This window comes from Campylobacter sp. RM16187 (assembly GCF_025319965.1).
Classification (GTDB): Bacteria; Campylobacterota; Campylobacteria; order Campylobacterales; family Campylobacteraceae; genus Campylobacter_A.
This window is the reverse complement of the sequence record NZ_CP012549.1, coordinates 1672497-1695978: the sequence shown is the minus strand read 5'-3', so window position 1 is coordinate 1695978 and position 23482 is coordinate 1672497. Positions and strand designations below refer to the sequence as shown.

The following is a 23482-nucleotide window of genomic DNA, read 5'->3' as shown; positions in this document are numbered from 1 at the left end:
GCCCTTAAAATTTTGCTTAAATTTTGACTTCACGGGGCATATTTTTAGCTTTTATCGCCCCGATTATTTTCTCGGTTAGCCTTACTTGTCCTTTGGGTGTTATCATCGGAGTAAACCCCTGAACTTTTTCGCCGTTTGGCTTTTTGTATACGCACGGAATGTAGCGCAGATAGTCTTTATCTAAATATTCTTGATAAGGCTCGTTGTTTGATTGCAAAATTTTCAACTCTCGCATTATTTGAAAAATACGCGTTCTCCCTGTATTTATGCCCTGATGTTGGTTGCAAAGCGTTTTAGCGTATGTTCCTATTAAAATGCACCCGTCAGTAGCCTCTACCGTTCGCCCGTAATCTACGTAAGGCTCATCGGCTTTTATTTTAGCTTCGAGATATTTGTTTTTATCTTGTGTGTCGGCGTAGTCTAAAAGAATTTTGGCTACCGCTCGCGGGTCTGCTAAGACGTCTTGAATGCTTGCAGGGTTGTTTTGTCCGTTTAGTATGTAATCACTAGCCCAATCTCTGAATAAAATCGTCTGTGGCGTTTCGGTCAATTTAAATCCAAGAGTAATAACTCCTTTTTTAGTCCAAAATACCATTTTTTGAGGCTTTTGATACACCCTAGTAGATCCCACTGGGGTGTCTGCTAGTCCGCCTTTACCGTCGTTATACATATCTTTGTAATAATAATGCACTCCCTTTATGTATTCGGTCGCTCCTTTGGTTCTTTGTTGCTGTATTGCGTTTTGAGTTACGCCAAAACCTTGAGCCACTTGTCTGTCTGATAAAGCCCAAGTGTCTTGATACTCAATAACCTCTAAATTTAGATTGTTAAATGCTACTATTGCGCTCATTTTTTAAGCTCCTATTCTCTTTCTGGCTTTGTCAAAATCGACGATATACCACCATTTAAAACGCTCCCCGTTAGCTTGTATGTCTTTAATCACTCACTCGCGTTTAAGTTCGCCTAAATACTGATTAGCGTTACTTATGCCTAAGTTTTTTTGTCCAGCCGTTACGCGCCCTTGATCTAGCATTATTTTTAACAGTGTCTTTTTATGTCTACTATTTCTCATCTTTTTCCTTTTTCGGCTCTCTTGTGCCTGCTTTAACCTCTAGGGTCTTAATGCTTTCTCGCTGTTTCTGCACTATGTGAAATAAATCAAAAGCACAGTCCAGCAAAGATTGATCGGCTCCGTCTAGGTTTGCCACTTTGTAGGTATGCAAATGCCTTTTAAAAGCTTTGATCATAACCTCATCGCCTGCACTAAAGCACGCTTTGCTAGGTAAAATTTAACTTATTCATTATGTGCGCTCCTTTGAATAAAAAAGGTCTCAATTATCCTTTTATTCTCATCTTGTAGGCTTTGGAGCTGTTTGCCTTGCTCTACTAACGCTAAGAATAAGTTAAAAGCTACTCCGCTAAAATCTGCGGTTTTCATATTGCCACTGTTTAGCGTTTCCTCGAATATGTGAGGGTAGCACTCTTTTAACATTCTCGCATATTGCTCGCGCACTTCCTCGTCGGTATCGGCTAGTTTAGCCGCAGTTTTTGCAAATTTGCCCTTAAAAGCTTCCGTGTAAGCCTGAAATAAATCAAAGGCTACCTTTACCCTGATCAACTCCTTTGTGTAGATCACTCGTTCCGCTTTCTAGTGCTATTTTAAAATATCTGGGTGCTTTAGCTGTAAATATGCGTGAAATTGCCCGTATAATCCAGCTTCGGCTTCGTCTTTAAACCTAGCCATATTACGCGCCCTTTCTCATAAAAAACGCCTCTACTTCGGAGGGGTCAAAAAAGGTAATATTTTTGCTAAATTTGATAGGTCTTAAAAAGCCTTGTTTAGCAAAATACCACACTGTGCTTAATCCTATGCCGTAAATCTGTGCGATTTGCGACGCTCTTAAGTATTTTGGTTTTAGTTCGGTTTGCTTCATCGTTTAGCCTTTAATATGTGTATTAGTTTTGCAAAACTAGACTAATTTTAATGAAGATATTAAATAAAAACTAGGGGTAAAATATCACCTTTTTCAAGAGTGGGTTAATAAAAAACCTTATTTATTTCCTTATAAGGTTTTTTATATAATGTATGCATCTATTATTGATTTTATAGTAGTTTGTAATGCTTTTATATTTTCTTGTAGCTTTGCGTGATTTGCTTTTTTATTTATGGTTGAGCAAGCTTCAGTAAAATTATTGATAAAATCCTCTATTGTATCAGTTAAAGAAAAAGCAAGCATATCCTGCAAATAAATCATTTCCGATACTATTGCTATTCTAAGGCAAGTTGTTGCGTTTATGATCTTTTCTTTCGAATAGTGGTTAAATGGTATTTGGCATTTTTTATAAGCTATTGCTAATCGTCTCATTTCTTCAGCAGCATCTTTCTCTAAATACAATAAGTCAAATTCCAGCTCTATTAGCTTTTTGGCGTGTTTTTCCATTTGGTTCAAACGCTTTTGTAAAGGCAAAATTTTTCTATTGTTCTTTTTTGCATTGCCACGAATTTTAATAAAATTAACCGCTTTTATGTATTGACTAATTGCAACGTGTGCATAAACACAAAACATCAATAATTCTATTTCATCACACTCGTAGAGATTAAAATCATCTAAAAATTCAAGCTCTCTTAATAATAGCCCTTGGTGCACAAAATTCATATTAATAAAAGGCTTGACTTTTTGCCCGTCGTATGTGTCAATATCAACTATTTTAAACGCTTCAACAAAGGCTGTTGACAACTTGTCTTTTTTTGCCTTTTTGGCCAATAGCACTATCTCACCGAGATTTATAAGCCTATACAATTGTGCATTTTTCATAAAATATTGAAAAAATTTTTCTGAATCTTGTTTTGGTATTTTCTCCACGCCAACCCCCTTAATTATATTTTATGTCTAATATGTAATCGCTCCACCAGTCAAGCAGGATTTTAAGCTCGTCTAAAAAGTCGGCTTTTTCTGAATAGCTTAAGTCCACTCTATCGCCGTGTAGATGATCAAGCACTTTTTTAATAGCTTCTTTGCTTACTTTGTGCTTTTGCATATTATTAAACGCTTGCGTCATAAAAATACCCCGTAAGCTATGGAGCGTTACCACCCGCCCCGTCTGTCTATCTCTAAAATCAAAGCCCTTAATCGCATTTGTGGCCGTGTCTTTGTGAATGCAGTCTTTAAAGTGTGAGTTAATAAAAATGTATTCGTATGCTCTGCTTAGTCTGGCTTGATCTTGGAGTATTCGCATAACCTCATCGCTTAACGGCAATTTAAAATCGCCTATTTCGCTACGTTTGATTTTTTGCTCGGCTCTCGGTATTGTTAAAATTCTTTTTTCAAGATCAAAATATTTCCATTTTAGGCGCGATAACGGCGCAGCCCTTAGCGGTAAGTGTAGGCATAGCTTCATCGCGTTTTTAATCGTCTCAAAATGTGGGTAGTCGTAAATAGAGTTAAAAAAGGCTTTTAAGTCCTCACGCTCGGTCAATTTGGCGTAATGCTCCACCTTTGTTTTGGGTATGATTGACTTAGCGTCAATATTGCCCATAATATTAATATCAGTGTAGCCACTTGATACGGCAAATAAAAAGACGCGGTTTAAAATTTGATTGATTATCTCGGCAGTCTGTGGGGTTGCCTTTGATACTTCTTTGAGTATTACCGCTATTTCGGCGTGAGTTATGCTTTTTATGCCTCTGTCTTTTAGTATCGGCATTACGTGATTTTCTATGCGCCCTCGCTTTGTCTTTAGCGTCTGTGGCAATATGCTCTTAGCTTCTAGCTCCAGCCACTCATTAAAGACTTTTTCAAAGCTACAGTTATGATCGCTTATTCTTTGAGCTTTGGCGCGCTTCTTGTCGGTTATCGGGTCTGCTCCGCTCATTACCAGCTTTTTAAGCTCGGTTCGCTTTTCTCTAGCTTCCGCCAATGATAAAGCAGGGTAATTGCCTAGCCCCGTATTGTTTGGTTTGCCCGTGTCTGGACTAATAAGCAAATACCCAGCGTTTGCGCCCTGTCTTGCTTACGATTAGCCCTAAGCCGTCGCCGTCTGTAAGCTTGTAATCTTTGTCCTTAGGCTTGGCTTCTCTTATCTGCTTATCGGTAAGGGGCTTTACTATTCTTGACATATCGCCATAACTCCCTAAAATACGTTATTTGAGACGATTTAAAAATATTTTTTCAATTTATCGGATCAAATTACCCGTCAAAAATATTTTAAAAATCGCTGTCTTATGCTCGTTAAGTGCCTAAAATACGGAGTTTGATGAGGTTTAAAAATATTTTTCTCATTTAGAATATTTTTTAAGCTTTCAAAATACCTATTTTAGGCGTTTCAAGCGTTTTAAAACATTTTTTAGAGTGCTTTGTAAACCCGATGAATAGGGCGTTTTATGAGTTTTAAAAATATTTTTTCGCTTGACTTTTAGAATTTTGCCAAAAATATTTTTAAAATGTTTTTAAATCTTTAGCTTTGCCTGTTTAGTTTAGATTGTTTTAGATGGTTAAAATCTCTTAAAGTCCGTATTTTATGGGTTTTGTTAGAGTGCTTTAGATTGTAAAAAATAGTAGATGGTGGTTAGAGGCAGAATCGAACTACTAAGCATTTCTTAAGATTTATTTTGATTTATAAATCCCTAAAATACGCTTTTCCAAGTTTTATATAAGTTTATTATAATTGTTAAAAATGTCTAAATAGATGGCACCCAATATGGTACCCATTTAAAAATTAAAGATCTGCGTGTTTTATTTCGACATGCAGATTTTAAATCTGTATGTTTATGTTTTTTAGATTAATATATTTTAAATTTATGTATTGTTTAGTTAAGCGGAAGAGCTGTCGAGTCAGATGACTAACGAGATATTGCGACAGTTAAAAAAGAGGCAACATGATTAGATATCTACAATATAGTACTAACATGAAATTTGACAATAAGTTATCAAATATGATAATATAGCCAACACAAGGGAGCAATTATGGAAAATTACACTTTATGGCAAGAGTGTTGAGGAAAAGAAAATGTCTTTACCAGATACCATTTTGGCTTACTTCGTATACTTGAAATGGCAAAAGAGGTTGGACTAAATTTGGGCATACCACATAGTGCTCCTCTTGGAAACGGGCTATTTGAGTTTAGGACAAAAGGCAAAGGAGGTATTGCAAGAAGTGTCTTTGTAAACGTCATAAATAGAGAAATAGCGATTTTGCATACGTTGATTAAAAAATCAGACGCTATCCCTAAAAAAGATATGAAGATCATTATGCAAAGAGCAAAGGAGATAAAATGAGACCAACATTTGAGGACTTTAAAGAAAAAGCTCTAAAAAGAAGCGAGGTAAAAAAAGAATACGATAGGCTGGAGATTGAGTTTGAGTTAAAACTAAAGCTTATAAAGATTAGAAAAGCCGCAAATTTGACGCAAGAGGAGATGGCTAGTAGAATGAATACTAGTAAAAGCAACATCTCAAGATTAGAGAGCCTAAACTCTAAAATTTCACCAACAATCTCTACTTTAAATGCCTATGCAAATGCTGCAGGATATAGGCTTGATGTAAATTTTGTTCGTTAGGGAAAGCTGCCATGAAAATATTAACATTAGACGGTGGTGGAGTTAGGGGTTTTCTAACGGCTTGCATATTAGAAAATATAGAAAAAATTTTAAATACCAAAGATGAATCAAAAAAATCACTGGGTGAATACTTTGACTTAATTGCTGGAACGTCAACCGGTGCAATAATTGCTGGCTTATTGGCAATCGGCAAAAGAGCAGACGACATAAAAGCTTTATACCAAAAGGATATTCCTGAAATTTTTTCAAAAAAAACAAAAAGATTTTTCTTCACACCTGGAACTAAATATAAAAAAGATATCCTTAAGCAAAAAGCCAAGGAATACTTCGGTGAACTTACATTTGAAGATGTAAAAACGCATTTACTTGTAACTGCTGTAGATATTGTAAGAATGGAACCGAGACTATATAAATCAAAATATAATGATTCAAATATTTCTAGATCAGACGAGAAGCTATATAGTGCGATTTTGGCTTCAGTCTCTGCTCCAACCTATTTTGAGGTAGAGATGGATTTAAAGCACTCTACAAATTTAATAGATGGTGGCATAGTTGCCAATAATCCATCCTTAATAGCACTCTCTGATGCGCTTTCGTTTTGTGATAATGATATAGGTACTAGCGGAATAACATTGCTTTCGGTAGGAACCGGTAAGTTTTCAATGCTTCCATATAACCCTAATAGTTTAAAAAATACTATAATAAAATGGCTATTGCCAAATGCTCCACTGGTAGAAATTTTACTCAATACTCAATCTGAGTTAGCAGAATTTCAAACCAAAACTTTTATGAAGCAGATAGGTTATGAAAACGGTTATAAAAGGATTAATCCTCAACTAAAAATGAAGATGAGGTTGGATGACGCTAAAGATATAAATAACTTATTAAATTTTTCTAGTTTAGATGGTAGTGATACTAATTGGATAATTAAAAAATTATTGTAAAAGGATGTAAAATGGTCGATTGCAACAGCGAGTTAAATAAATTCTACAACGAAAAAGTAAGGCTTGGTAACTTGTGGAATACTCTTGGAAAGTATAGAGATATAAATTTAGATAGGCTAAAGAATGGTTTGCGGAACAATAATAGTCCTGCTTATAACGATACGATAAGTCAGGGGTCGTATTCCATGAAGACAATAGTTCAACATGTTAATAATGATTACGACATAGATGTAGGCGTTGTCTTTGATAACTCAAAAATAGGAAATATGACTTCGAAAGATATCAAAGATATGGTTTATAGGGCGATACAAGATGATAGATTTCAAAAAGCACCAGAGGTACTAAAAAATTGTGTTCGTGTGTATTATAGCGAAGGACATCATGTTGATATGGCTATATATAGAAAAAAGGATGATAGGCAAGAATTGGCAAGTTCTGATTGGGAAGAATCAAATCCTGAAGAAATTGTTGAGTGGTTTAATAATGCCGTTATAAGAAAAAGCCCAGACGATAGCAATGGAAGACAACTTAGAAGAATAGTTAGGTTTTTAAAATTTTGGTCTATTAGTAGGAATACCTGGGATATGCCTAGTGGGCTAATTTTGACAATATTGGCAGTAGAATGTTATGTGCCCATAAAAGCTCGTGACGATCAATCACTTTATGAGACTCTTAAAAAAATAAAAAATAGGCTGCAATATAATAAATCTATTTTAAATCCTCTAAATTCAAAAGAAATAGCAAATAGCGATAAGCATAAAAGAAGAGTAGAAAATTTATACGATAAGTTGCGAGCTTTGTTTGATGAGTATTTATCGGAATTGGAATTAACAAAGGATAAAAAGAAGGCATTGATGATATGGGGAAAATTTTTTAATAGTGATTTTTTTGATGAATGTATTAAGAATTTATCTTGCTCAACAATTATATCAACTCCAAGTAAGCCATGGCGGATATAGTTTTGCAATCTTGTGGCCTAGAAAAAGAATTGGTGCTTTGCGATACCGAAAAAGAGTGGTTGTATAAAAATTATCCTGACCTTGAAATTTTAAAAGATAGGATAGCTGGTAAAATTTGTTTTTATAGATTATATAATGACATAAAAATAGTTGATAATTTTTCTATTACCATTTTTTTAAAAATATACAGCCCATCAATACTTCCAAAAGTGATTAATTCAGATAATAAGATAATAAATATTGCAAAAGCCATAAACAAAAACCTAGATGAACTTCATATAAATAGTGACGGTTCATTTTGTTTAACAGTATATCCGAAAGAAAAATCGTTTTTTACAAATGGTGTTTTTAATATACAAGAATTTTTTACAAATTTACTGGAACCATATTTGTATTGGGTTAGTTTCTATAATAAATACGGTAGGGCACCTTGGGGAGAGTATTCTCATGGCGTGCTTGGATTGTTGGAATTTATAGCTGAGGAAAATTTAGACTTTAGGAGCATGTACAAAATAATAAAATATAATAGAGAAGTAAATTTTAGAGATATTATTGCCATATGTAGACAGAGTGGTTGCTTTTGTTGCAAAAATAAATTTAAAAAGAATAAAATGAGAAAGTGCCATTATCAAGCATGGCGTGGTGTTAAAAAGATCAAACAATCTCTATTGAATGATTTTAGGTTAATGTTTGCTTGTAATCATTAGTTTTTTATAAAAATAAAAAATACCGTTTTAGTATGCAGTGCAGTGTAAATGCATATAGCTATTTACAATAAAGAAATAGTTCATGTTTTTAAACCAATCATGCTCGTGTTTTATTCCGTATCTTTTTATAATATAACTGTATTGCATTACATGATTAATGGATAAGCTTATACTCTAGACCAACTGTTTTTAAGAAGCAATGATCTTTTATGGTTAAATAACCATAAATTTAAAATATATTTTTATAGATTCTAAAGGTTTATCTCATAGACTTATCGTAATCTTAGGATGAAGAGGCCACTGCATTGGCTCAACTTACCAGAAAAATAAAAGTGGCCTTATTGCAGAAGATAAAGATCAAATAAGATTCTACTTTTTATTAGGACTAATCAACATAGTAATTAAACTCACAAGTATAACATTATTGTATTGTAATCCTAAATATTTCAGGATTACAATACAAGTAAATATATGATACTGTAGATAATGATAGGCAAAGGAGTATCTTCAATGCTTTATAGCTACTTTTCTGCCAAGAATTACTCACGAAATTTTATAGAATATAAAAGCCTGGTTTTACAGAAGAAATATATATTTTAAGGCAACTTGGCTGACTGCAAAGACCATTGAAATAAGCACGAGATACACCACAGGCGACTTTGATAAAATGAAAATTACGAAGATAAAATTTAAATAAAATACTATATGACAGTATAATCGTTCATAGACGTTGACAATTTAAAATTTTCATGCTATCATGTCTTAATATCGTCTACGTTTATAGACAATTACATAAAGGGATAAAAATGTTAAATTTAATAGAACAGTATCAAGAAAGATTTCTTAAAAATTTTAATACGACATACAGGCGTTATTTATACAATGAAATCAATTTTAACGAAAAGCTTATCGGTATAGTAGGGGCTCGTGGTACCGGTAAGACAACAATGCTATTTCAAAAGCTGATTAAATTAAAATCTCAAAACAAAAAGGCTCTATACATAAGTCTTGATTATCCATTTTTAGGCTCTACCAGTCTTAGCGAACTTGCCTTTGAGTTTGTAGATAGCGGCGGCGAATATCTGTTGCTAGATGAAGTGCATAAATATGAAGATTTTGCTGCACATCTAAAAACTATATATGATATGAGCCCTTTAAATGTGATTTTTACCGGTTCATCGGCAGTCAGCATACTAAATGCAAAAAGCGATTTATCTCGTAGAGTTAGCGTATTTAGCTTAGAGGGGCTTAGTTTTAGAGAGTTTTTAGAGCTTGAAAGCGGTATGACGATAGATAAATTTAGCCTAGAAACCATACTAAAAGAGCATCAAGTAATCGCAAATGATCTAAAAATAAAGCTAGGTCAATTTAAAAAATATCTTAAATTTGGCTACTATCCATTTTACTTCAATAAGCAAAGCTCATACTACGAGAGCTTACTAAATACGATTAATCTAAGCATAGACGTAGATCTAACGTCCCTGGGGCTAGTTGAGCAAAAATACACATATAAGCTCAAAAAACTGCTTGAAGTGGTTTGCCAAAGCGAGCCGTTTGAAGTTAATTACACTAAAATCGCAGCTCTTGCCGAGATAAGTAGAGCTAAACTATATGATTATATCGTCTATTTAAACGATGCAAGGCTGGTAAATATGATAGATGAGCAAAGTAGGGGACTTAGCAAACTAGTAAAGCCGGCAAAAATATATATGAATAATACAAATTTAATTTACGCTTACGGCGATGATTGTAAGGCGGGCACCATAAGAGAGACTTTTTTTGCTAATCAACTAAAGGTAAAACATAGGCTAAATATCCCAAAACAAGGTGACTTTATAGTAGATGATAAATTTATATTTGAAGTGGGCGGTAAAAATAAGGGCTTTGAGCAGATAAAGGATATCTCAAACTCATATATAGCTGCTGATGAAATAGAGGCAGGAAGTGGCAATAAGATACCGCTTTGGCTATTTGGATTGTTGTATTAGGCGCTAAAATGGCTATTAATAAACTTGATTATAAAAAAGTTGAAACTTGCTTGTTCATGCATAAAGAAAAACCAAACGTCTTTTTGCTAAGAAAGGTTATCGGCAGCAAATACTTCACAAAAGTGCTTACGCTAGATACTCGTAGCGGATGGGGCAAGAGAGAATACAAAAATGAAGCCAAAAAAGAACTCGTCAAGTGGCTAGATGGCGTAACTAAGCAGGTAAAGGGGCTGAAATTTAAAGATACCACTAAGGTTAATGATTTGTTTGAGCTGTGGAAAGGCAAAAAAGATATCAACAAAAAGTCCGTCGCTAGCGACATCGCTTTTTATGAGACATATTTGCAAGACGGTATCGGCAAAGAGATCGTAGTAGACGTTATAGCTGCCCAAATAGACAATGTTATCCATAATCTAATGCACGATGGAAAATTTAATAAAACAATAGGAAAAGTGCAGGTATTATCAAAGCGCACAGCATATGATAATACAAGGCGAATTTTAGGCGAGATGTTTGACATAGCGCTTCGCAATCAGCTGATAGCGGTAAATCCTTGCGCTCTGCTAACTAAAATAGCTAAAACGACTAGAAAAACGATAGTAAAAGATGCGGTCGGTAAATTTTATAAGCTAAAAACGGCTATTTTGGAGCTCTATAAGGACGATCCGTTTTGGAGAGGATTTTTCTTGTTTTGTTTGTATGGTAGACGAAAAGGAGAAGTTGTTGGCTTAAAATGGGAAAATGTCGATCTAGAAAATAACGTATATTATTTAATAGATACTAAAAATGGAAACGACTATAAAAAGCCGCTTCCTTTTCTTGTAAAAGAGGCGATAATGCAAATACCTGCGGATAGAAGAAGTCTAGTATTTGCAAGCCCAAAAACGGGCGAAACTATTAAAAATACTGATAGGCAAAAGATGAGACTAGACAAATTTGTAGGTTTTGATGATTTTAAGTTACACGGCACTAGGCATATAAGTGGTTCCGCGCTTGAAGAGCTTGGTGCGAATAGTGACATTATTAAAGATCATTTAACTCACAAAAGAGATGGTGTTACATATAAAAATTACGTAACTTACGATACCTATATAAATAGCTGTAAGGCTCTTGAGATGTTGGAGGGTATAGATGAATAAAAAGATTATAATAGATGGAGCTGTTTTTACCAGCGATTCGGATAGGGCTATTGACCTTATAAGAATTAACATGACCATGGAAATTTGTGAAGCAAGTTTTGATGGGATCAAATTCTTAAATGCTGCTTTTTATACAAGAGAGGTAATAGAATGTTCTAGGCCTATGCTTATTGATTTCTTTGAAAATTACTACTTTATAGACGACAGTAGCTATGTTGAAAATAAAGCATTGGTTGGGATGATGGAGTTTTTTAAAGATTTTGATGGCGATATAATAGAATATAGTAAGGAACTAAAAAGAGAAAAGGAGCTTATGGGCAAAAAGGGATTCTTTGCCGACACGATACGCAATACTATTGCAATGAAAAATTATTATGAAGATGATTTGGAAGAACTATCTAAAAATCTATTCTTTTATATTTTAACAAAAACCAATGATATTTTATATGATACCAATAAAGACTACAAAAAATTTGTAGATTCTATATTAAATTTGCAAGAATATGGAATTTGTACAGAAATAGACAAAATGTATTTGAGTAGGACATATAATAAATACAAGAAACTCGTAAATAAAAATTTATCACAAATAAATAGCTTTCGAAACATGAAGCTGGACACAAAAATTTCTAGAAATACTTTTCTTGTAAGCATAGATGAGAGCATAAAGCATACATTGGATAATTATGAAAATTTTAATCCTATAATAGTTTTTTAAAAAATTACAAATTTTCTATTTTTATTAATCGTTTTTGTAACTTTTCTGCCGATATTTTTTATATTATCATCCCAAAAATATAAGGAGTATTTTATGAATGATAATATTATAAAACGTTGGTTGAGCCCAAAAGATGTTGCGGAAGAATATGGGATAGCCGTAAATACCCAGGCGCAATATCGTATGAGGGGGATAATCCCGCATGTGAAGATAAATAGAATAATAAGATATGATAGATACAAGCTGGATCGGTGGTTTGAAAAACATACCGTTGAAAGCAAGGAGGCACTATTGTGAATCATAGAAAGTTTCCCCATAAAGTATCTGTTCGCTTTAGTGACAGCGAAAAAGAAAAACTTGAGCTCAATGCGTCTTTAGCTGGTCTTAAGGTATCCGCCTATATTAGACATATTATGTCAAATGCCAGGCCTCCTATCCATAAATTTGATCAAAGTTTAGTAGTTCAGGTGGTAAAAATAGGCAACAACCTAAATCAAATCGCGAAGCATGTAAATATAGGCAAGGCCATAGATGGTGTTGTTTTAAGGCAAATAATTGATGTCAATAAAAAATTAGACGACTTAATACGATGAAAGCAAATCTAAGAGGTTAAGTATGCTAGTAAAATTCTTTAAAAATAAAAACGGCGGTAGTATCGCTGGCATCAACTATCTCTTAAACCATCGAATAAAAGATAAAACGGCGTTTGTTTTAAAAGGTAGCGAAGCGGTTACCAGGCAGATAGTATCCAACATAACTAAAAAACAAAAACTCTGTATAGGTTGTTTGAGTTTTGAGGAATCTGACATTGATTTAGATACCAAACGAAAAATAATAGACGAATTTGAGACATTGCTACTCGGAAGATACAAAGAGAGATTCAACATCCTTTGGGTGCAGCATGTGGACAAGGGTCGGCTTGAGTTAAATTTCGCTATCCCTAAAATCGATATAGAAAGTAGCATGGCCTTCAATCCATATTACGATAAGGTAGATAGGCCGCTAATCGATACCTGGCAAAACTACGTAAATTTAAAATTCGGGTTTACCGATCCAAAAGACCCCGCCAAAGCTCATATGCTTCAAGGCTCAAGAAAAGAGATTGGTGCCATCAAAGACTACATCGAGTTAGAAAAAATATTGACCGATAAATTTATAAATCAAGAATTTACTTGCAGAGACGACATCTTGAATGCTTTAAAAAGTAGCGACATAGATATAACTAGAATCGGCAAAGACTATATATCGGTCAAATTACCAAATAGCAAAAAAGCAAAAAGATTTAAAGGAGATATGTTTAGTGAAGAATTTAGAGACTTTGAGAGCTTGGAGCAACTCCGAGGTAAAGCTAAAACAAGAGCAACGGAATTTAGAAATAGAGCAGATGAACAAACGAATATCGACGCTTCAGGACGAAGTTTTATATTTGCAGACTATCTTAAATCAAAAGAATCAAGAGATTTTAGAATTATCAAATTCAAACAAAACCTCTCAAGGCGAGATCAAGAGCTTGCAAGACTCAAAAGAGAGCTTGACAAACAAATACAAAAACGCACTCAATGGCTTGAAATACAGGTTGGCAGAGTGCCGAAGCGAAGCAGATACATTCAAAATACTATCGGCGATCTTGACGATAGCAGCGATCTTGGTATCGATATACGCATGGAGGCTATATCTACAAAAGAACGATTTAATCCAAGAAAATCAGAATATGAAGATGTATATAAAGCAGAATATAGATGGCGAGCAATAAATCATAAGCACACTATTTTTAATGAAAGGGTATTCGACAATGACTTTACTGGAGCAGCTATTGTTAACGCAATTAAAAGAAAAAGAGAAGAAAGAGCAAGATTGGATAATGCTATTAAAGCAACTATCGACGGAATACGACTCGTTAAACGACGAATTAGCCAAATTGCAAATGCAATTAACAAACAATACAAACTCTTTATCTCAAGAATTAGAGAATGTGCAAATACAATTAACAAACTTGCAGAAAGAGTCAGAAAGTCAGACGTTTTTACAAGAGAAATACAAAACGCAACTAGAGAATTTGAAGAAGTCGCTAGAAGATATGTACTAAGCCGTATTCCTGAAGATACGAAGATAGACGTAAATAAGATAAAAAGGAGAGAGATTAAAGATATCGGGGTCGGCGGCGATATGGGAATGGGTTAATTGCTCAGATACTACTTGTGCGACACAACCTGTCGCCACCTTATGCTAAATTTCCATCATAATTTAAATCAAAGGAGCAAAAATGCTAAAGTACATCATAGGAGGCGTGGCGTTGGCGGCTACTGGATACGGACTCAAAAAATATCTTGACAAATTTGAAATGCGCACATCGCCAAGTAGCAAAACGCAAAACAATATCAAAATGGACAACCTTGATACAAATGAAACAGACATAGCCAACTTGGTGTGCCTTGAGGGTGATATTTTTTTAGAAGCTAGAGTAGTGGAAAAAAGTCATAAATTTAACGAAATGATTCATCGTCTTTTTGTGTCATTGGGAAGTTTGCAAGAAAAACTATCAAACGTAGAAAATTTGCCGGATCTAAAATCCGCTTACTCGTCTATCAGCGGCGAAAAGATCTTGAGATTTAAAGACTCCGATGCCAAAAATTTTAGCAAATTTTTCTATATATTTATAGACTCCAAAGAGGATCTGCAGATTTTGTGCGATCTAAATTTAATGATAGATTATGCATTGGAGCGCATGATAGAAAACAACATTTCCAAGCTTGATACAGCGGAACAAAAGCCAAGAGATTACTGTAAATTTGATACAGAACAACAGGAGATAATCATCAAGCTAGTTGAACTAAACAATGTTTTAGTTAAGGCGTTAAGAGAGCTAAGATCCGCCACGCGAATGAAAGAAATAGCAACGATTTTTAAAGATGCGGCGGGAGTATATAAAAGGTATTACGATAAAAAATTTTTTAAGGAGAAAATTTATGAATAAAATTATATTTGTAGCTGCTCTGGGGGCAGGAGTTTATGGAGTTAAAAAGTATTTGCAAAGCTATACGAATAGGCAAAGATTTTTCGATATATTAGACGATACGGTAAGTTTTGTAAAAAAGAGCGTAAAAAGAGGCTTTGAGGAGGATATCGAGGCTGATTTTTCTGGTGAGACTAGAGAGGTATTTTATGCGTTTGAATCCATGAAAAGCAAAAGTTTTGAGATATTTTTTGAGCTTCAAACAGCGCTTGCCGAGATAAGAAACATAAAGCCAAATATATCTCTGCTTAGAATGACGCCGATAAAAGATGATTACTCAAATTTTAATACAACCGATGAAAATTTGCAGCTTCTGAGAGAGTTTACTTATCTTTTATCACAAGCAAACAAGCTTGTTAATTTTACAACTATTAACGAGATAGTATCGTTAAACGACGATTTTAGCTCGTTAAACGATACTCAAATGCAGTTTTTATCAGAGCTTATAAATTTAAATAATCTAGTAGTAAACGCTATTTCTTGCACAACTTTAACAAGTAACGGCGAAGAGATAAACGAGCAAGCCAAAAGAGCCTTTCAAAGGCTAAAAATTAAACTAGGATAAGGAGCTAAAATGTGGAGAACGGTTTTAGATTTATCGTTTGGCTACGCTATGTATAAAATCATTAAATTTTTAGCGTTGAATCTTTATTTGCCAGCGGTGAAAGAGGGCGTAAAAAGGGCTTATAAAAAGGCAAATTCGGACGACTTGAATTAAGTCGGTTTTTGTTTAAAATAGGCTAAAATAGCAAAATCTCAAAAAAGGAGAAGGCATGGAAGATCAAATTAAAATAAACAATAATACGTCAGATATAAGCAGTGTTAACTATCTAAATATTAATTTAAAATCAATAGAAAATGAATTTGAAATCTTAGATAAAAACTCGGAATTTAGGGCACACCAAATACAACTAAATGAGCATCTTGAAAATGCCTTGAGCGAGTTTGAGGAATTAAAATCCAAATTGCCAAAAGAACAAACCATAACGCTTCTCGAATTGTGCAAGGACAATGTTTTAGATACTATTACCTCACAATTTGGGTTGGCTAGCTTATTTATAGATGCTCGTGACGGAGGTAGTGTAACTACGACTCATAATTTTGAGAAAGGCATAACTTCAAATCAATCAGACGCAAGTAAATATCAAGAATTTAAAAAAGTACAGGAGCTAAAAGGCGAGGATTGGCAAAAATATCGTAGCCGGCACTATGATAAGCACAAGAATTATAAGGCGATGCTTGATAATACGGAGCAGATTGTAGTAGATGGATATACTGGCAAAAAAATACCAAAATCATACACTGACGTAGAGCATATAGTATCCGTCAAAGAAATAGAGTCGAATGCTTCAAATCATCTCTATCTTAGCGTGGAACAAAGAGCAGAAATAGCATCAAGCGATAAGAATCTAATTTATGCCGATCGTGGCGTTAATCGCTCAAAGAGAGATAGCAATTTAAAGGAATGGCTTGAAGATGGTAATAGCGAGTATACCTCAAAAGTGGATAAGGGGGTAGCAACACAAAAATATAATAATGCGAAAAGAAATGAAAACAAAAAAAGAACAATCGAAGCTTTAAAGAAAAATTCAAAAGAGCTTTTACAAACAGGTGGAAAAGATGCAATTAAAATGGCAGCTTACTCAGCTCTCGGTGTTATATTGAAAGATTTGATGCAAGGAATTATGATAGAACTTCGCTTGACTTTAGAAAAAAGAGGAAACGAAACTTTAAAAGAAATATTTAGTCGCTTTAAAGATAGAGCAAGTAACATTTTAGTCGAATTGAAATCAAAATATAAAGACATATTTGCGGGTTCAATTGAGGCTGGTATTACTGCCTTTTTATCAAATATCGTAGTATTTGCTATAAATTTATTTGCGACTACGCTTAAAAGATTTGTAGCAATAATACGTGCAGGAGTTGTCTCGCTAGTTCAAGCTATTAAAATCTTAGCAAATCCACCAGCCGATATGCCGAAAGATGAAATAAACTATCAAGCTCTTAAAGTTTTAACGGCCGGGCTAATCGGTGCTTTATCTCTTGGGCTAACGGAAGGCATAGAAAAACTTTTATTGTCAGTACCTATTCTTACTCCGATTATGAGTTTCCCTTTGCCTTTTGGGGATCAAACAGTTGGTGATGCAATAGCCGTAACACTTAGTGCAATGTGTGGCGGGCTATTAACCACTGTTGCTTTATATTTTATGGATAAGGCGCAAACTAAAGCAAAAGAAAGTAAAATCCAAATCCAACTTATGACTAAAAGTGGAGAGATAGTCCATATGAAAGCCGCTCAAACTTGGTTTGTGCTTGGTGAAGCGTATGAGGAGTTTTCTAACGATATTAAACAAAGTCACGCTAGGCTTGAACAAGCCAAGCTGGAAATCGACCAAAGTGCGAAACAAGCAAGCGAGTCTGTGGAAAATTTTTCTAAAACTATAGCAGATTTTAGATCCAAATTAAAACAAATTACAAAGGAGTAGTGATGACCGAATTAGCAAAAAATGAAATACTCTCTGTCGAAATTTTAGAAAGTATGCCTCAAAGTGAACTGGAAAAACTAGCAAGAGAAAAAGCCGAGGAGATATTTTCAAATATCATTAAAATCAATGAAAAAATTGAGGAGGCTAAAAAATTATCGACCGAGGCAAGTGAGCTTGACACTGGTGGATCAGATATAAAAAATATTATTTCTTTTGGCATCGCGGGCGAGAGCAGAGAAGATAAGATAGCTAATGGGTTAAAAATAACAATCGAAGGTCAAATAAAACAAAATGAAGCAATTTTTGAATTGTCAAATATTATTAAGGAGTCAATTAAATTTACTCAGCTAACAGGTAAATTTTCAATTTATCTCCAACAGGCAATGTTATTCTTATTTAAAAATGGATTAGAAGATGCAAATGGCAACATTACAAAGCTTAGCGGTGAAAGTGCAAAGGCATTTTGTGATATTTTGGATGCAGCCGATAAATTTGCCGCAAGTCAAGCAAGACTTGATGACAAGATAGATCAAATTTACTCTCGCTTAGATAAAAAGCATCAGGTGGACGAAGAGCAAGGCCAAGCTATACAAAGTAGTGCCGATAAGATAAGAGAGCTATTTTTGCATATGGATGAAAAGGGTCGGCTAGATCAAGAGCAAGAAAAGCTAATAGCCAAAAATGCGCAAGACATAATGGCTAATACCGAAATTTTACGAGAACTCCAATCAAAAAAGGATACTAAAGTTTATATTATAGCTATTGTTGCATTATTGCTATCGGCAGTTAGTATTGTTTTGCATTTTTTCAAATTATGATGAAAAATCTATTGGTGCTATCAAAATTTATTCAAGGAGCTAAAAATGAATAACGTAAATACGTACATTAAAGAGAACGCATATATGATTTCAAAAAGTTGGATTGAAAGAGATAATAGAGAGCTTGATGATGAGCTTGTTGAAATGACTTCCGGTTTTTTTGGTAAGCTTGCAAATAAGGTTGTAAACAAACTAAGCGATACAACTAATAGCCAAGTACTAGTAGCTCCTTTCGATAAAAAATATCTTGATAATGCCTCTAAGGCTTTTAAATGCGATGACTTTAGCTCTATACTAGCTATTTTTGATCATACATTGGCTGGCTCGTGCGAAGAAGGTCTTTTATTTACTGGTACTAAGATGATACAAAAAGTCATACTAACTGATCCAGTTGTTTTTGTATACGATGAAATGCAAAGTGCAGAGTGGGGACAAAAATATAAAACGGATAAAAATGGTAATTCCAAGCTTGATTATGAATATGTCGAAATAAAATTTAAAGACCCAGAAAAAGAAAGTGTTATTATAAAAGGCCTACACGATTGCGACTATATGTTTTTGGAAGAATTTATTAATAAAATTTTACAACATGAAAATTTTAAGGATGAAAATCAGCTAAAAATAATAGCCGACATGCCTGATCCTTTAAAAGTTGCATATTTAAAGATCATTGTGAATGCAGCATTATCAAATGACAATGAAATAGACGAAAAAGAGTTTGCGGAAATATTTTTGCTTATGGATAGGGTTGGACTTGAGGCCGGCAAAGAGCCTAGATTCGAAGTTAGAGCTTATATGTCTGATGTATCATCTGAAAATTTAACAGATATAAAAGAACTTTTAGAAGATATAAAAGCAAATTCTGACGGATCACAGTTTAAATCGATTATGATATCACTGGTAAAAGATATAGCAAATATTCATTTTATAGGCATAGATGATTTTAATAAGGCTGACGCAAAAGATGTAAAATTTATACAAGATAATAAGAGTTTATTTGGCTTAAATGATAGTGACATTGGACTAGCCTTTGATACCATTAAGCAAGACTACAGCATACTTTACAACAATTTTGACGACGATAAGATAAAAACCCTAATGAAAGACTTATCGGCAAAAGCTACAAGCGTTGGTGTCCCACTTGGTGCAGTATATATATCCGGTTCTGTATTTGGATTAAGTGCTGCAGGTATGACCTCTGGACTTGCAACTCTTGGCATGGGTGGCATTCTTGGATTATCATCTATGGCTACAGGTATCGGTGTTGCAGTACTAATTGGTGTGGGTGCATATCAAGGAGTTAGATATTTGACTGGTGCAAATCAAGTTAGTAATTATAAACAAAGAGAACTTATGCTCCATGAGGCTATTAAACAAACCCAGAAAAGTATTTGTAACGTAATAGAGGATATAAATTACATAGTATTAAAATTAAATGACGTAAGACAATCAGATGCAAACAAAAATCAAAAAATTCAACAGCTTGAAAAAATGGTGAAGCAGTTCGTCGGTGCTGCTAAGAGTATGACTCTCAAACAAGATACATACGAGAATAGCGTCAATAAATTGCAATGTCCCGATCTGCTAGATGTTTCTAGGTTAAAAAAATTAACTAGTGATCCAACTAAAGAATTTATGTTTGAATTAATAATAAATAACTATAAGGAAGTAGAAGTAGATAAAAACGACAAAAAAGAGAAAATAGTAAAAATTAAAGATAATATAGATACTCAAACATTGGAGAAAATGGCTGATATTTTTAGTGGTATTGGTTATTTTGATGTAGGCAATATTTTAAAGGGTAAGGCACAGGACGGGCTCGATAAATTTACCGACTTTGCTAAAGGTATTTTAAAGTGAAAGAAAAACACTTAGTCGATGAAGCAAATGCCGTAATAGTCCAAAAACATCAGGTTTCAACTGTTACCAACAAATTAAATGAAATAAATAATAACCTAGATGATATAAAAAAATCACAAAGCGAGAGCGATGTTTTGCTTGATGAGCTCATGGGTCAAATGCAGGAATTACTAGAGAATACTAGTAGGAACAACGAGATAGATGTAAACTTGGATGCAGTAGAAAAAGAACTAGAACATGAGCCAGTTTATGATAGGGTTGCCGCAATAGACTCTTTGGAACAAATTGATTTTAATAAGAATATGTCGTGGCTTGATTATTTAAATTCTGTAGATGAGTATGCCAAAAAGTATAATCTAAATTTATCAGATGATCCATTTAGAAATTTAATGTCCAAAAGTCAGATTCTGGAACTTCAAAAGAGAATCAAAGAAGACTTTGCTTATAAAAACGCCAATTGCGATAAATATGACTATATGATAGCCGGCACTTGCGGCGTCATAGGCGGAATAATAGATGTACTATTTGTTGGAAAGCCTGGCGAAAGTGATTTAGGAAATTTTGTAGACAAAAAAGCAAATGATGTGACTATGAAATTTGCTGAGATGTTGGGATGGGATAAAGAAAAGGCTAAGGCAAAAGGAAGCAATGAACTAAAGAGTGCAATAGGTTTTTTGGAAAATAAATTTAAAATAAATTATGACCAATCTACTACAAGTGGCAAAAAAGGAACCGGTGGTTTGGTTGAAAATTTGAGTCCATCAAATCATCATTTAAAAAGCTTAGGACATTCGCCTGATTTAATAGGTTTATTTTTTTCAATATTAAACCAATTTACAAATACATCAAGCTTTGTAAGTAATGGGCGACTTATAACAATTAAAACTGATACATTTGAGCTCCAAGGCGGTAATTTTATTGCTAAGATTTTTTGTGGTTTTTGTAATTGGTTTGGGCACCTTATGTCTGACTGGATAGGTTCATCTGGTGCTGCTGGTAGAGGCAGCGGAATACCTATACCTTTTTATGAGCTAACACAATTAATGAATTTCGGTAGATTTGGAGAAAAGCAACAGGAGACATTTGCCGTAGTTTGTTCAAAGGTTTTTGAGCAAGGTTACGACCTAAGACACGGTATAGTCATGGCAATACCGGTTTTAATAACTGAGCTCCTTATAAGAGTCATGTATGTCTTGAAAGCAAGGCTCTACCATGAAAAAGGCTGGAAAGAATGCATACCAAATGCCAATATTCCGGAACTAAGGCGTATGTTATTGGTTGGGCATGGAACGCTTTGTATGATAGATGTAGCAGATGCAGGCATACGCAGCGGGGGAAATATGGTGGAATTTTTGCTAAGAACAAATTTGATTGGATGGGTTAGGTTCGGATATTTAGGATTAAAGGAGGTAAATGCTTGGTATAATTCAGGCGAGATAGATCCTGAAAAAGTAGATGAATATATAGAAAAAGAACTCTGTCTTATGGTGAGGAATGATTAAAATGCACAACATCCTCATCCTCTACAACCCCTACTACCAAAGCGACGTCATCGAGCAACACCTTAAAATTTTAATCAGCAAAGGCAAGGTGGCCTTCAGCAAGATAAAAAGCAAGCGGCGAGATATGATAAACTCTCACGAAGCCGAGCTTGAGCAAATTTACGAGAGCTTAAATTCGAGCGACAGTGACGGTAAGTATCTGCAGCTATTCTTAACCGATTATTCAAATTTGTTCGTAGCAAAGGTTATTGCGGTAACTAGTGAAGATATGAACGAGATAGCGCCCGAGTATTATAAAGAAAAAAGACTCGATGTAGAAAAGTGGTTTATCATAAGCGATATTAGAGAGCTAGTTAGAAACGACTTTGAGTGCGTTAGAGACGATTACCTGGCAAATTTTACTGTAAGCGGCCATACTTACGCAGTATACGGCAATGCTTACGTTTATCCTCTGATTATAAAGATGAAGCAAGAGACGCGCTATTTTGAGGATGATGGCAAATTTTATCCCGACATCTATAAAAGCGCCGAGTTTTTAGAGATAAAGCGAAATTTGATCCATTACTGTTTCGGACGAAGCCTAATAAATCTAATGCATCCAGATAGCATAGAAAATATCATCTCCGCCGAGATAGAATATCTCGATAATATAGCTAACCCGCTCTATGACCTTAGCTCCGTCGTGGTCAAATACTCAAAAACTATGGAGCAAGAGATTTACGCCTTCGTTAAAGTTCTCATGGAACAACTCGCAAAGATAAAGCCGTCTATATTAAAAATCCCATACGAAGTGCAGGGCACGAGCTTTACCGTAAGCGATATATTTGAAAATAAACCAAATTTAGGAACCTATAAATTTCTTTTCAAAAACCGACTTATCCAGGATGCACTTGAGGGGAATTTACTACAAAACTACATAACTAGAACTCTACCAAAGGTCATAACCGAACTTCAGGACTTGCGAAACGAAACTGTCCATGCCAAAGCCCCTTGCCATAATGCCTAATATTTCTTGCATATCTTCTAAAGATATGCCGGGCGCAGCATCTGTTTTAATATACACTGACACATCTTCGGCGTTAAAATAGCCGTAAAGCGCTGCCGATTTTACAGCTTTTCTAGCAGCATTTAACGCGGCTTTTTTGCCTTTTGCTTGCGCTTGCGCTACAGCTACGGTGCCTCGGCGGGTAATGAGCTGCTGGGTCCTCGCGCGTCAAATTTTCGCTTTGATTATTTGCTTTGAGCGACACCGCTATCAGCTCGCAAACTATCTTACTCAGCGCTCGATCGAGTATTTTTAAAATTCGGCGCAAAGGGCTGAGCTCAAAGGAGTTTTTGGATTTTAGCCCTTCTATTCTTTTTTGCCTTTTTGCTAGCCATTCGTTTATTTTGTAGTATTCGTTAAATTTAAGATCGTCATCTTTGCCTAGCTCTAGATTATTGATAATGTTTTCAAAACTCGCAAATCTTTCTTTATAATACCGAACTTCGTCGGCATCCTTACATAAAGTTGTATTATCGGCGATTTATTTTAAAATATCGCTTATTTTTGTAAAAGACCTATTCGCGTCCATTTTTTTCCTTGATTTTATCATAGTGCGAATTCAACTTCACTCGCCTCCCAATCATACTCCGCAGCAATAGTTGCTAGATTTTGCGCCATAGCCTGCAGTTGCCTTAGGGCTTCTTTCATCTCGCTTACCTTACTGCTTCCGTTCATACCGGCTTGTAGGTTTTGAACGCTTATGGCCATTTGGAGCTGAGTTAGCGTCCAATAAAATTTGATCAAAG

Annotated in this window: 28 protein-coding genes; 19 read left to right on the top strand and 9 right to left on the bottom strand. The window is 34.6% G+C overall.

Translation table 11 applies throughout. The features are described from left to right. Window positions 1-16: 16 nt before the first annotated feature. The 8 genes from CDOMF_RS09025 to petP form a co-directional block, all read right to left on the bottom strand. The gene (locus CDOMF_RS09025) at window positions 17-850 is read right to left on the bottom strand and encodes a phage antirepressor KilAC domain-containing protein (RefSeq protein ID WP_260951649.1); all 834 of its coding nucleotides are present in this window, start codon (window positions 848-850) and stop codon (window positions 17-19) included. 93 nt (window positions 851-943) lie between these two features. Further along, window positions 944-1072 carry a hypothetical protein gene (locus CDOMF_RS09020; RefSeq protein WP_260951648.1) on the bottom strand — a complete coding sequence of 43 codons (129 nt, stop codon included), beginning with the start codon at window positions 1070-1072 and terminating at the stop codon, window positions 944-946. Then, window positions 1062-1247 (bottom strand): hypothetical protein, encoded by a 186-nt coding sequence (locus tag CDOMF_RS09015; RefSeq protein ID WP_260951647.1) that lies wholly within the window; start codon window positions 1245-1247, stop codon window positions 1062-1064. Before CDOMF_RS09015 ends, CDOMF_RS09020 begins: the two co-directional genes overlap by 11 nt. Before the next feature lie 47 nt (window positions 1248-1294). Further along, a complete protein-coding gene (locus CDOMF_RS09010) occupies window positions 1295-1636 on the bottom strand; it encodes a hypothetical protein (RefSeq protein ID WP_260951646.1) in 342 nt (113 codons plus the stop codon). A 109-nt stretch (window positions 1637-1745) separates the two neighbouring features. Beyond that, entirely contained in the window at window positions 1746-1934 is a 189-nt protein-coding gene (locus CDOMF_RS09005; protein ID WP_170020669.1) for a helix-turn-helix transcriptional regulator, read from the bottom strand. A 141-nt stretch (window positions 1935-2075) separates the two neighbouring features. Continuing rightward, on the bottom strand, window positions 2076-2864 hold the full coding sequence (locus CDOMF_RS09000; RefSeq protein ID WP_260951645.1) for a hypothetical protein: 789 nt from the start codon (window positions 2862-2864) through the stop codon (window positions 2076-2078). Between the two features lie 10 nt (window positions 2865-2874). Continuing rightward, complete coding sequence (locus CDOMF_RS08995; protein WP_260951644.1) at window positions 2875-3984, bottom strand: tyrosine-type recombinase/integrase; 1110 nt, start codon at window positions 3982-3984, stop codon at window positions 2875-2877. After that, window positions 3974-4117 (bottom strand): cytochrome b6-f complex subunit PetP, encoded by a 144-nt coding sequence (gene petP, locus CDOMF_RS08990; protein WP_260951643.1) that lies wholly within the window; start codon window positions 4115-4117, stop codon window positions 3974-3976. Before petP ends, CDOMF_RS08995 begins: the two co-directional genes overlap by 11 nt. Window positions 4118-5051: 934 nt before the next feature. Between petP and CDOMF_RS08985 the strand changes: the two genes are divergently transcribed. The 19 genes from CDOMF_RS08985 to CDOMF_RS08895 all read left to right on the top strand — a co-directional run bounded on the left by CDOMF_RS08985 (window position 5052) and on the right by CDOMF_RS08895 (window position 22697). Next, window positions 5052-5276 (top strand): type II toxin-antitoxin system RelE/ParE family toxin, encoded by a 225-nt coding sequence (locus tag CDOMF_RS08985; RefSeq protein ID WP_260951642.1) that lies wholly within the window; start codon window positions 5052-5054, stop codon window positions 5274-5276. Continuing rightward, on the top strand, window positions 5273-5557 hold the full coding sequence (locus CDOMF_RS08980; RefSeq protein WP_260951641.1) for a helix-turn-helix domain-containing protein: 285 nt from the start codon (window positions 5273-5275) through the stop codon (window positions 5555-5557). Before CDOMF_RS08985 ends, CDOMF_RS08980 begins: the two co-directional genes overlap by 4 nt. Before the next feature lie 11 nt (window positions 5558-5568). Then, window positions 5569-6501 carry a patatin-like phospholipase family protein gene (locus tag CDOMF_RS08975; RefSeq protein ID WP_260951640.1) on the top strand — a complete coding sequence of 311 codons (933 nt, stop codon included), beginning with the start codon at window positions 5569-5571 and terminating at the stop codon, window positions 6499-6501. A gap of 11 nt (window positions 6502-6512) precedes the next feature. Next, complete coding sequence (locus CDOMF_RS08970; RefSeq protein WP_260951639.1) at window positions 6513-7460, top strand: cyclic GMP-AMP synthase DncV-like nucleotidyltransferase; 948 nt, start codon at window positions 6513-6515, stop codon at window positions 7458-7460. Then, window positions 7448-8167 carry a hypothetical protein gene (locus CDOMF_RS08965; RefSeq protein ID WP_260951638.1) on the top strand — a complete coding sequence of 240 codons (720 nt, stop codon included), beginning with the start codon at window positions 7448-7450 and terminating at the stop codon, window positions 8165-8167. The genes CDOMF_RS08970 and CDOMF_RS08965 overlap by 13 nt, the downstream gene beginning before the upstream one ends. A gap of 806 nt (window positions 8168-8973) precedes the next feature. Next, complete coding sequence (locus CDOMF_RS08960; RefSeq protein WP_260951637.1) at window positions 8974-10155, top strand: ATP-binding protein; 1182 nt, start codon at window positions 8974-8976, stop codon at window positions 10153-10155. Window positions 10156-10163: 8 nt separating this feature from the next. Continuing rightward, window positions 10164-11294, top strand: a complete 1131-nt coding sequence (locus tag CDOMF_RS08955) for a tyrosine-type recombinase/integrase (RefSeq protein WP_260951636.1) — start codon at window positions 10164-10166, stop codon at window positions 11292-11294. After that, on the top strand, window positions 11287-12012 hold the full coding sequence (locus CDOMF_RS08950) for a hypothetical protein (protein ID WP_260951635.1): 726 nt from the start codon (window positions 11287-11289) through the stop codon (window positions 12010-12012). The genes CDOMF_RS08955 and CDOMF_RS08950 overlap by 8 nt, the downstream gene beginning before the upstream one ends. Window positions 12013-12105: 93 nt before the next feature. Further along, entirely contained in the window at window positions 12106-12309 is a 204-nt protein-coding gene (locus CDOMF_RS08945) for a helix-turn-helix domain-containing protein (RefSeq protein WP_260951634.1), read from the top strand. After that, window positions 12306-12605 (top strand): MobC family plasmid mobilization relaxosome protein, encoded by a 300-nt coding sequence (locus tag CDOMF_RS08940; protein ID WP_260951633.1) that lies wholly within the window; start codon window positions 12306-12308, stop codon window positions 12603-12605. Before CDOMF_RS08945 ends, CDOMF_RS08940 begins: the two co-directional genes overlap by 4 nt. A gap of 22 nt (window positions 12606-12627) precedes the next feature. Then, complete coding sequence (locus tag CDOMF_RS08935; RefSeq protein ID WP_260951632.1) at window positions 12628-14193, top strand: relaxase/mobilization nuclease domain-containing protein; 1566 nt, start codon at window positions 12628-12630, stop codon at window positions 14191-14193. Window positions 14194-14275: 82 nt separating this feature from the next. After that, window positions 14276-14986, top strand: a complete 711-nt coding sequence (locus CDOMF_RS08930) for a hypothetical protein (RefSeq protein ID WP_260951631.1) — start codon at window positions 14276-14278, stop codon at window positions 14984-14986. After that, window positions 14979-15590, top strand: a complete 612-nt coding sequence (locus CDOMF_RS08925; protein WP_260951630.1) for a hypothetical protein — start codon at window positions 14979-14981, stop codon at window positions 15588-15590. The genes CDOMF_RS08930 and CDOMF_RS08925 overlap by 8 nt, the downstream gene beginning before the upstream one ends. Window positions 15591-15599: 9 nt before the next feature. Further along, window positions 15600-15743: a hypothetical protein gene (locus CDOMF_RS08920; RefSeq protein ID WP_260951629.1), complete on the top strand. Its 144-nt coding sequence runs from the start codon at window positions 15600-15602 to the stop codon at window positions 15741-15743. A gap of 55 nt (window positions 15744-15798) precedes the next feature. Next, entirely contained in the window at window positions 15799-17511 is a 1713-nt protein-coding gene (locus CDOMF_RS08915; RefSeq protein WP_260951628.1) for a hypothetical protein, read from the top strand. Window positions 17512-17513: 2 nt separating this feature from the next. Then, a complete protein-coding gene (locus tag CDOMF_RS08910; RefSeq protein ID WP_260951627.1) occupies window positions 17514-18329 on the top strand; it encodes a hypothetical protein in 816 nt (271 codons plus the stop codon). A 45-nt stretch (window positions 18330-18374) separates the two neighbouring features. Continuing rightward, window positions 18375-20189, top strand: a complete 1815-nt coding sequence (locus CDOMF_RS08905) for a hypothetical protein (RefSeq protein WP_260951626.1) — start codon at window positions 18375-18377, stop codon at window positions 20187-20189. Beyond that, a complete protein-coding gene (locus CDOMF_RS08900) occupies window positions 20186-21691 on the top strand; it encodes a hypothetical protein (RefSeq protein WP_260951625.1) in 1506 nt (501 codons plus the stop codon). Before CDOMF_RS08905 ends, CDOMF_RS08900 begins: the two co-directional genes overlap by 4 nt. Further along, a complete protein-coding gene (locus tag CDOMF_RS08895; protein ID WP_260951624.1) occupies window positions 21684-22697 on the top strand; it encodes an HP0729 family protein in 1014 nt (337 codons plus the stop codon). The genes CDOMF_RS08900 and CDOMF_RS08895 overlap by 8 nt, the downstream gene beginning before the upstream one ends. A 585-nt stretch (window positions 22698-23282) precedes the next feature. On the opposite strand, the gene CDOMF_RS08890 is transcribed toward CDOMF_RS08895, so the two are convergent. Beyond that, window positions 23283-23444 (bottom strand): hypothetical protein, encoded by a 162-nt coding sequence (locus CDOMF_RS08890; RefSeq protein WP_260951623.1) that lies wholly within the window; start codon window positions 23442-23444, stop codon window positions 23283-23285. Window positions 23445-23482 lie beyond the last annotated feature (38 nt).

What these genes read in the sequence shown, in the direction of transcription:
- CDOMF_RS09025 (WP_260951649.1), bottom strand. Translation starts at nt 850, where the DNA reads ATGAGCGCAATAGTAGCATTTAACAATCTAAATTTAGAGGTTATTGAG.
- CDOMF_RS09020 (WP_260951648.1), bottom strand. Translation starts at nt 1,072, where the DNA reads ATGAGAAATAGTAGACATAAAAAGACACTGTTAAAAATAATGCTAGAT.
- CDOMF_RS09015 (WP_260951647.1), bottom strand. Translation starts at nt 1,247, where the DNA reads ATGATCAAAGCTTTTAAAAGGCATTTGCATACCTACAAAGTGGCAAAC.
- CDOMF_RS09005 (WP_170020669.1), bottom strand. Translation starts at nt 1,934, where the DNA reads ATGAAGCAAACCGAACTAAAACCAAAATACTTAAGAGCGTCGCAAATC.
- petP (WP_260951643.1), bottom strand. Translation starts at nt 4,117, where the DNA reads ATGTCAAGAATAGTAAAGCCCCTTACCGATAAGCAGATAAGAGAAGCC.
- CDOMF_RS08985 (WP_260951642.1), top strand. Translation starts at nt 5,052, where the DNA reads ATGGCAAAAGAGGTTGGACTAAATTTGGGCATACCACATAGTGCTCCT.
- CDOMF_RS08980 (WP_260951641.1), top strand. Translation starts at nt 5,273, where the DNA reads ATGAGACCAACATTTGAGGACTTTAAAGAAAAAGCTCTAAAAAGAAGC.
- CDOMF_RS08975 (WP_260951640.1), top strand. Translation starts at nt 5,569, where the DNA reads ATGAAAATATTAACATTAGACGGTGGTGGAGTTAGGGGTTTTCTAACG.
- CDOMF_RS08970 (WP_260951639.1), top strand. Translation starts at nt 6,513, where the DNA reads ATGGTCGATTGCAACAGCGAGTTAAATAAATTCTACAACGAAAAAGTA.
- CDOMF_RS08965 (WP_260951638.1), top strand. Translation starts at nt 7,448, where the DNA reads ATGGCGGATATAGTTTTGCAATCTTGTGGCCTAGAAAAAGAATTGGTG.
- CDOMF_RS08960 (WP_260951637.1), top strand. Translation starts at nt 8,974, where the DNA reads ATGTTAAATTTAATAGAACAGTATCAAGAAAGATTTCTTAAAAATTTT.
- CDOMF_RS08955 (WP_260951636.1), top strand. Translation starts at nt 10,164, where the DNA reads ATGGCTATTAATAAACTTGATTATAAAAAAGTTGAAACTTGCTTGTTC.
- CDOMF_RS08950 (WP_260951635.1), top strand. Translation starts at nt 11,287, where the DNA reads ATGAATAAAAAGATTATAATAGATGGAGCTGTTTTTACCAGCGATTCG.
- CDOMF_RS08945 (WP_260951634.1), top strand. Translation starts at nt 12,106, where the DNA reads ATGAATGATAATATTATAAAACGTTGGTTGAGCCCAAAAGATGTTGCG.
- CDOMF_RS08935 (WP_260951632.1), top strand. Translation starts at nt 12,628, where the DNA reads ATGCTAGTAAAATTCTTTAAAAATAAAAACGGCGGTAGTATCGCTGGC.
- CDOMF_RS08930 (WP_260951631.1), top strand. Translation starts at nt 14,276, where the DNA reads ATGCTAAAGTACATCATAGGAGGCGTGGCGTTGGCGGCTACTGGATAC.
- CDOMF_RS08925 (WP_260951630.1), top strand. Translation starts at nt 14,979, where the DNA reads ATGAATAAAATTATATTTGTAGCTGCTCTGGGGGCAGGAGTTTATGGA.
- CDOMF_RS08920 (WP_260951629.1), top strand. Translation starts at nt 15,600, where the DNA reads ATGTGGAGAACGGTTTTAGATTTATCGTTTGGCTACGCTATGTATAAA.
- CDOMF_RS08915 (WP_260951628.1), top strand. Translation starts at nt 15,799, where the DNA reads ATGGAAGATCAAATTAAAATAAACAATAATACGTCAGATATAAGCAGT.
- CDOMF_RS08910 (WP_260951627.1), top strand. Translation starts at nt 17,514, where the DNA reads ATGACCGAATTAGCAAAAAATGAAATACTCTCTGTCGAAATTTTAGAA.
- CDOMF_RS08905 (WP_260951626.1), top strand. Translation starts at nt 18,375, where the DNA reads ATGAATAACGTAAATACGTACATTAAAGAGAACGCATATATGATTTCA.
- CDOMF_RS08895 (WP_260951624.1), top strand. Translation starts at nt 21,684, where the DNA reads ATGATTAAAATGCACAACATCCTCATCCTCTACAACCCCTACTACCAA.
- CDOMF_RS08890 (WP_260951623.1), bottom strand. Translation starts at nt 23,444, where the DNA reads ATGGCCATAAGCGTTCAAAACCTACAAGCCGGTATGAACGGAAGCAGT.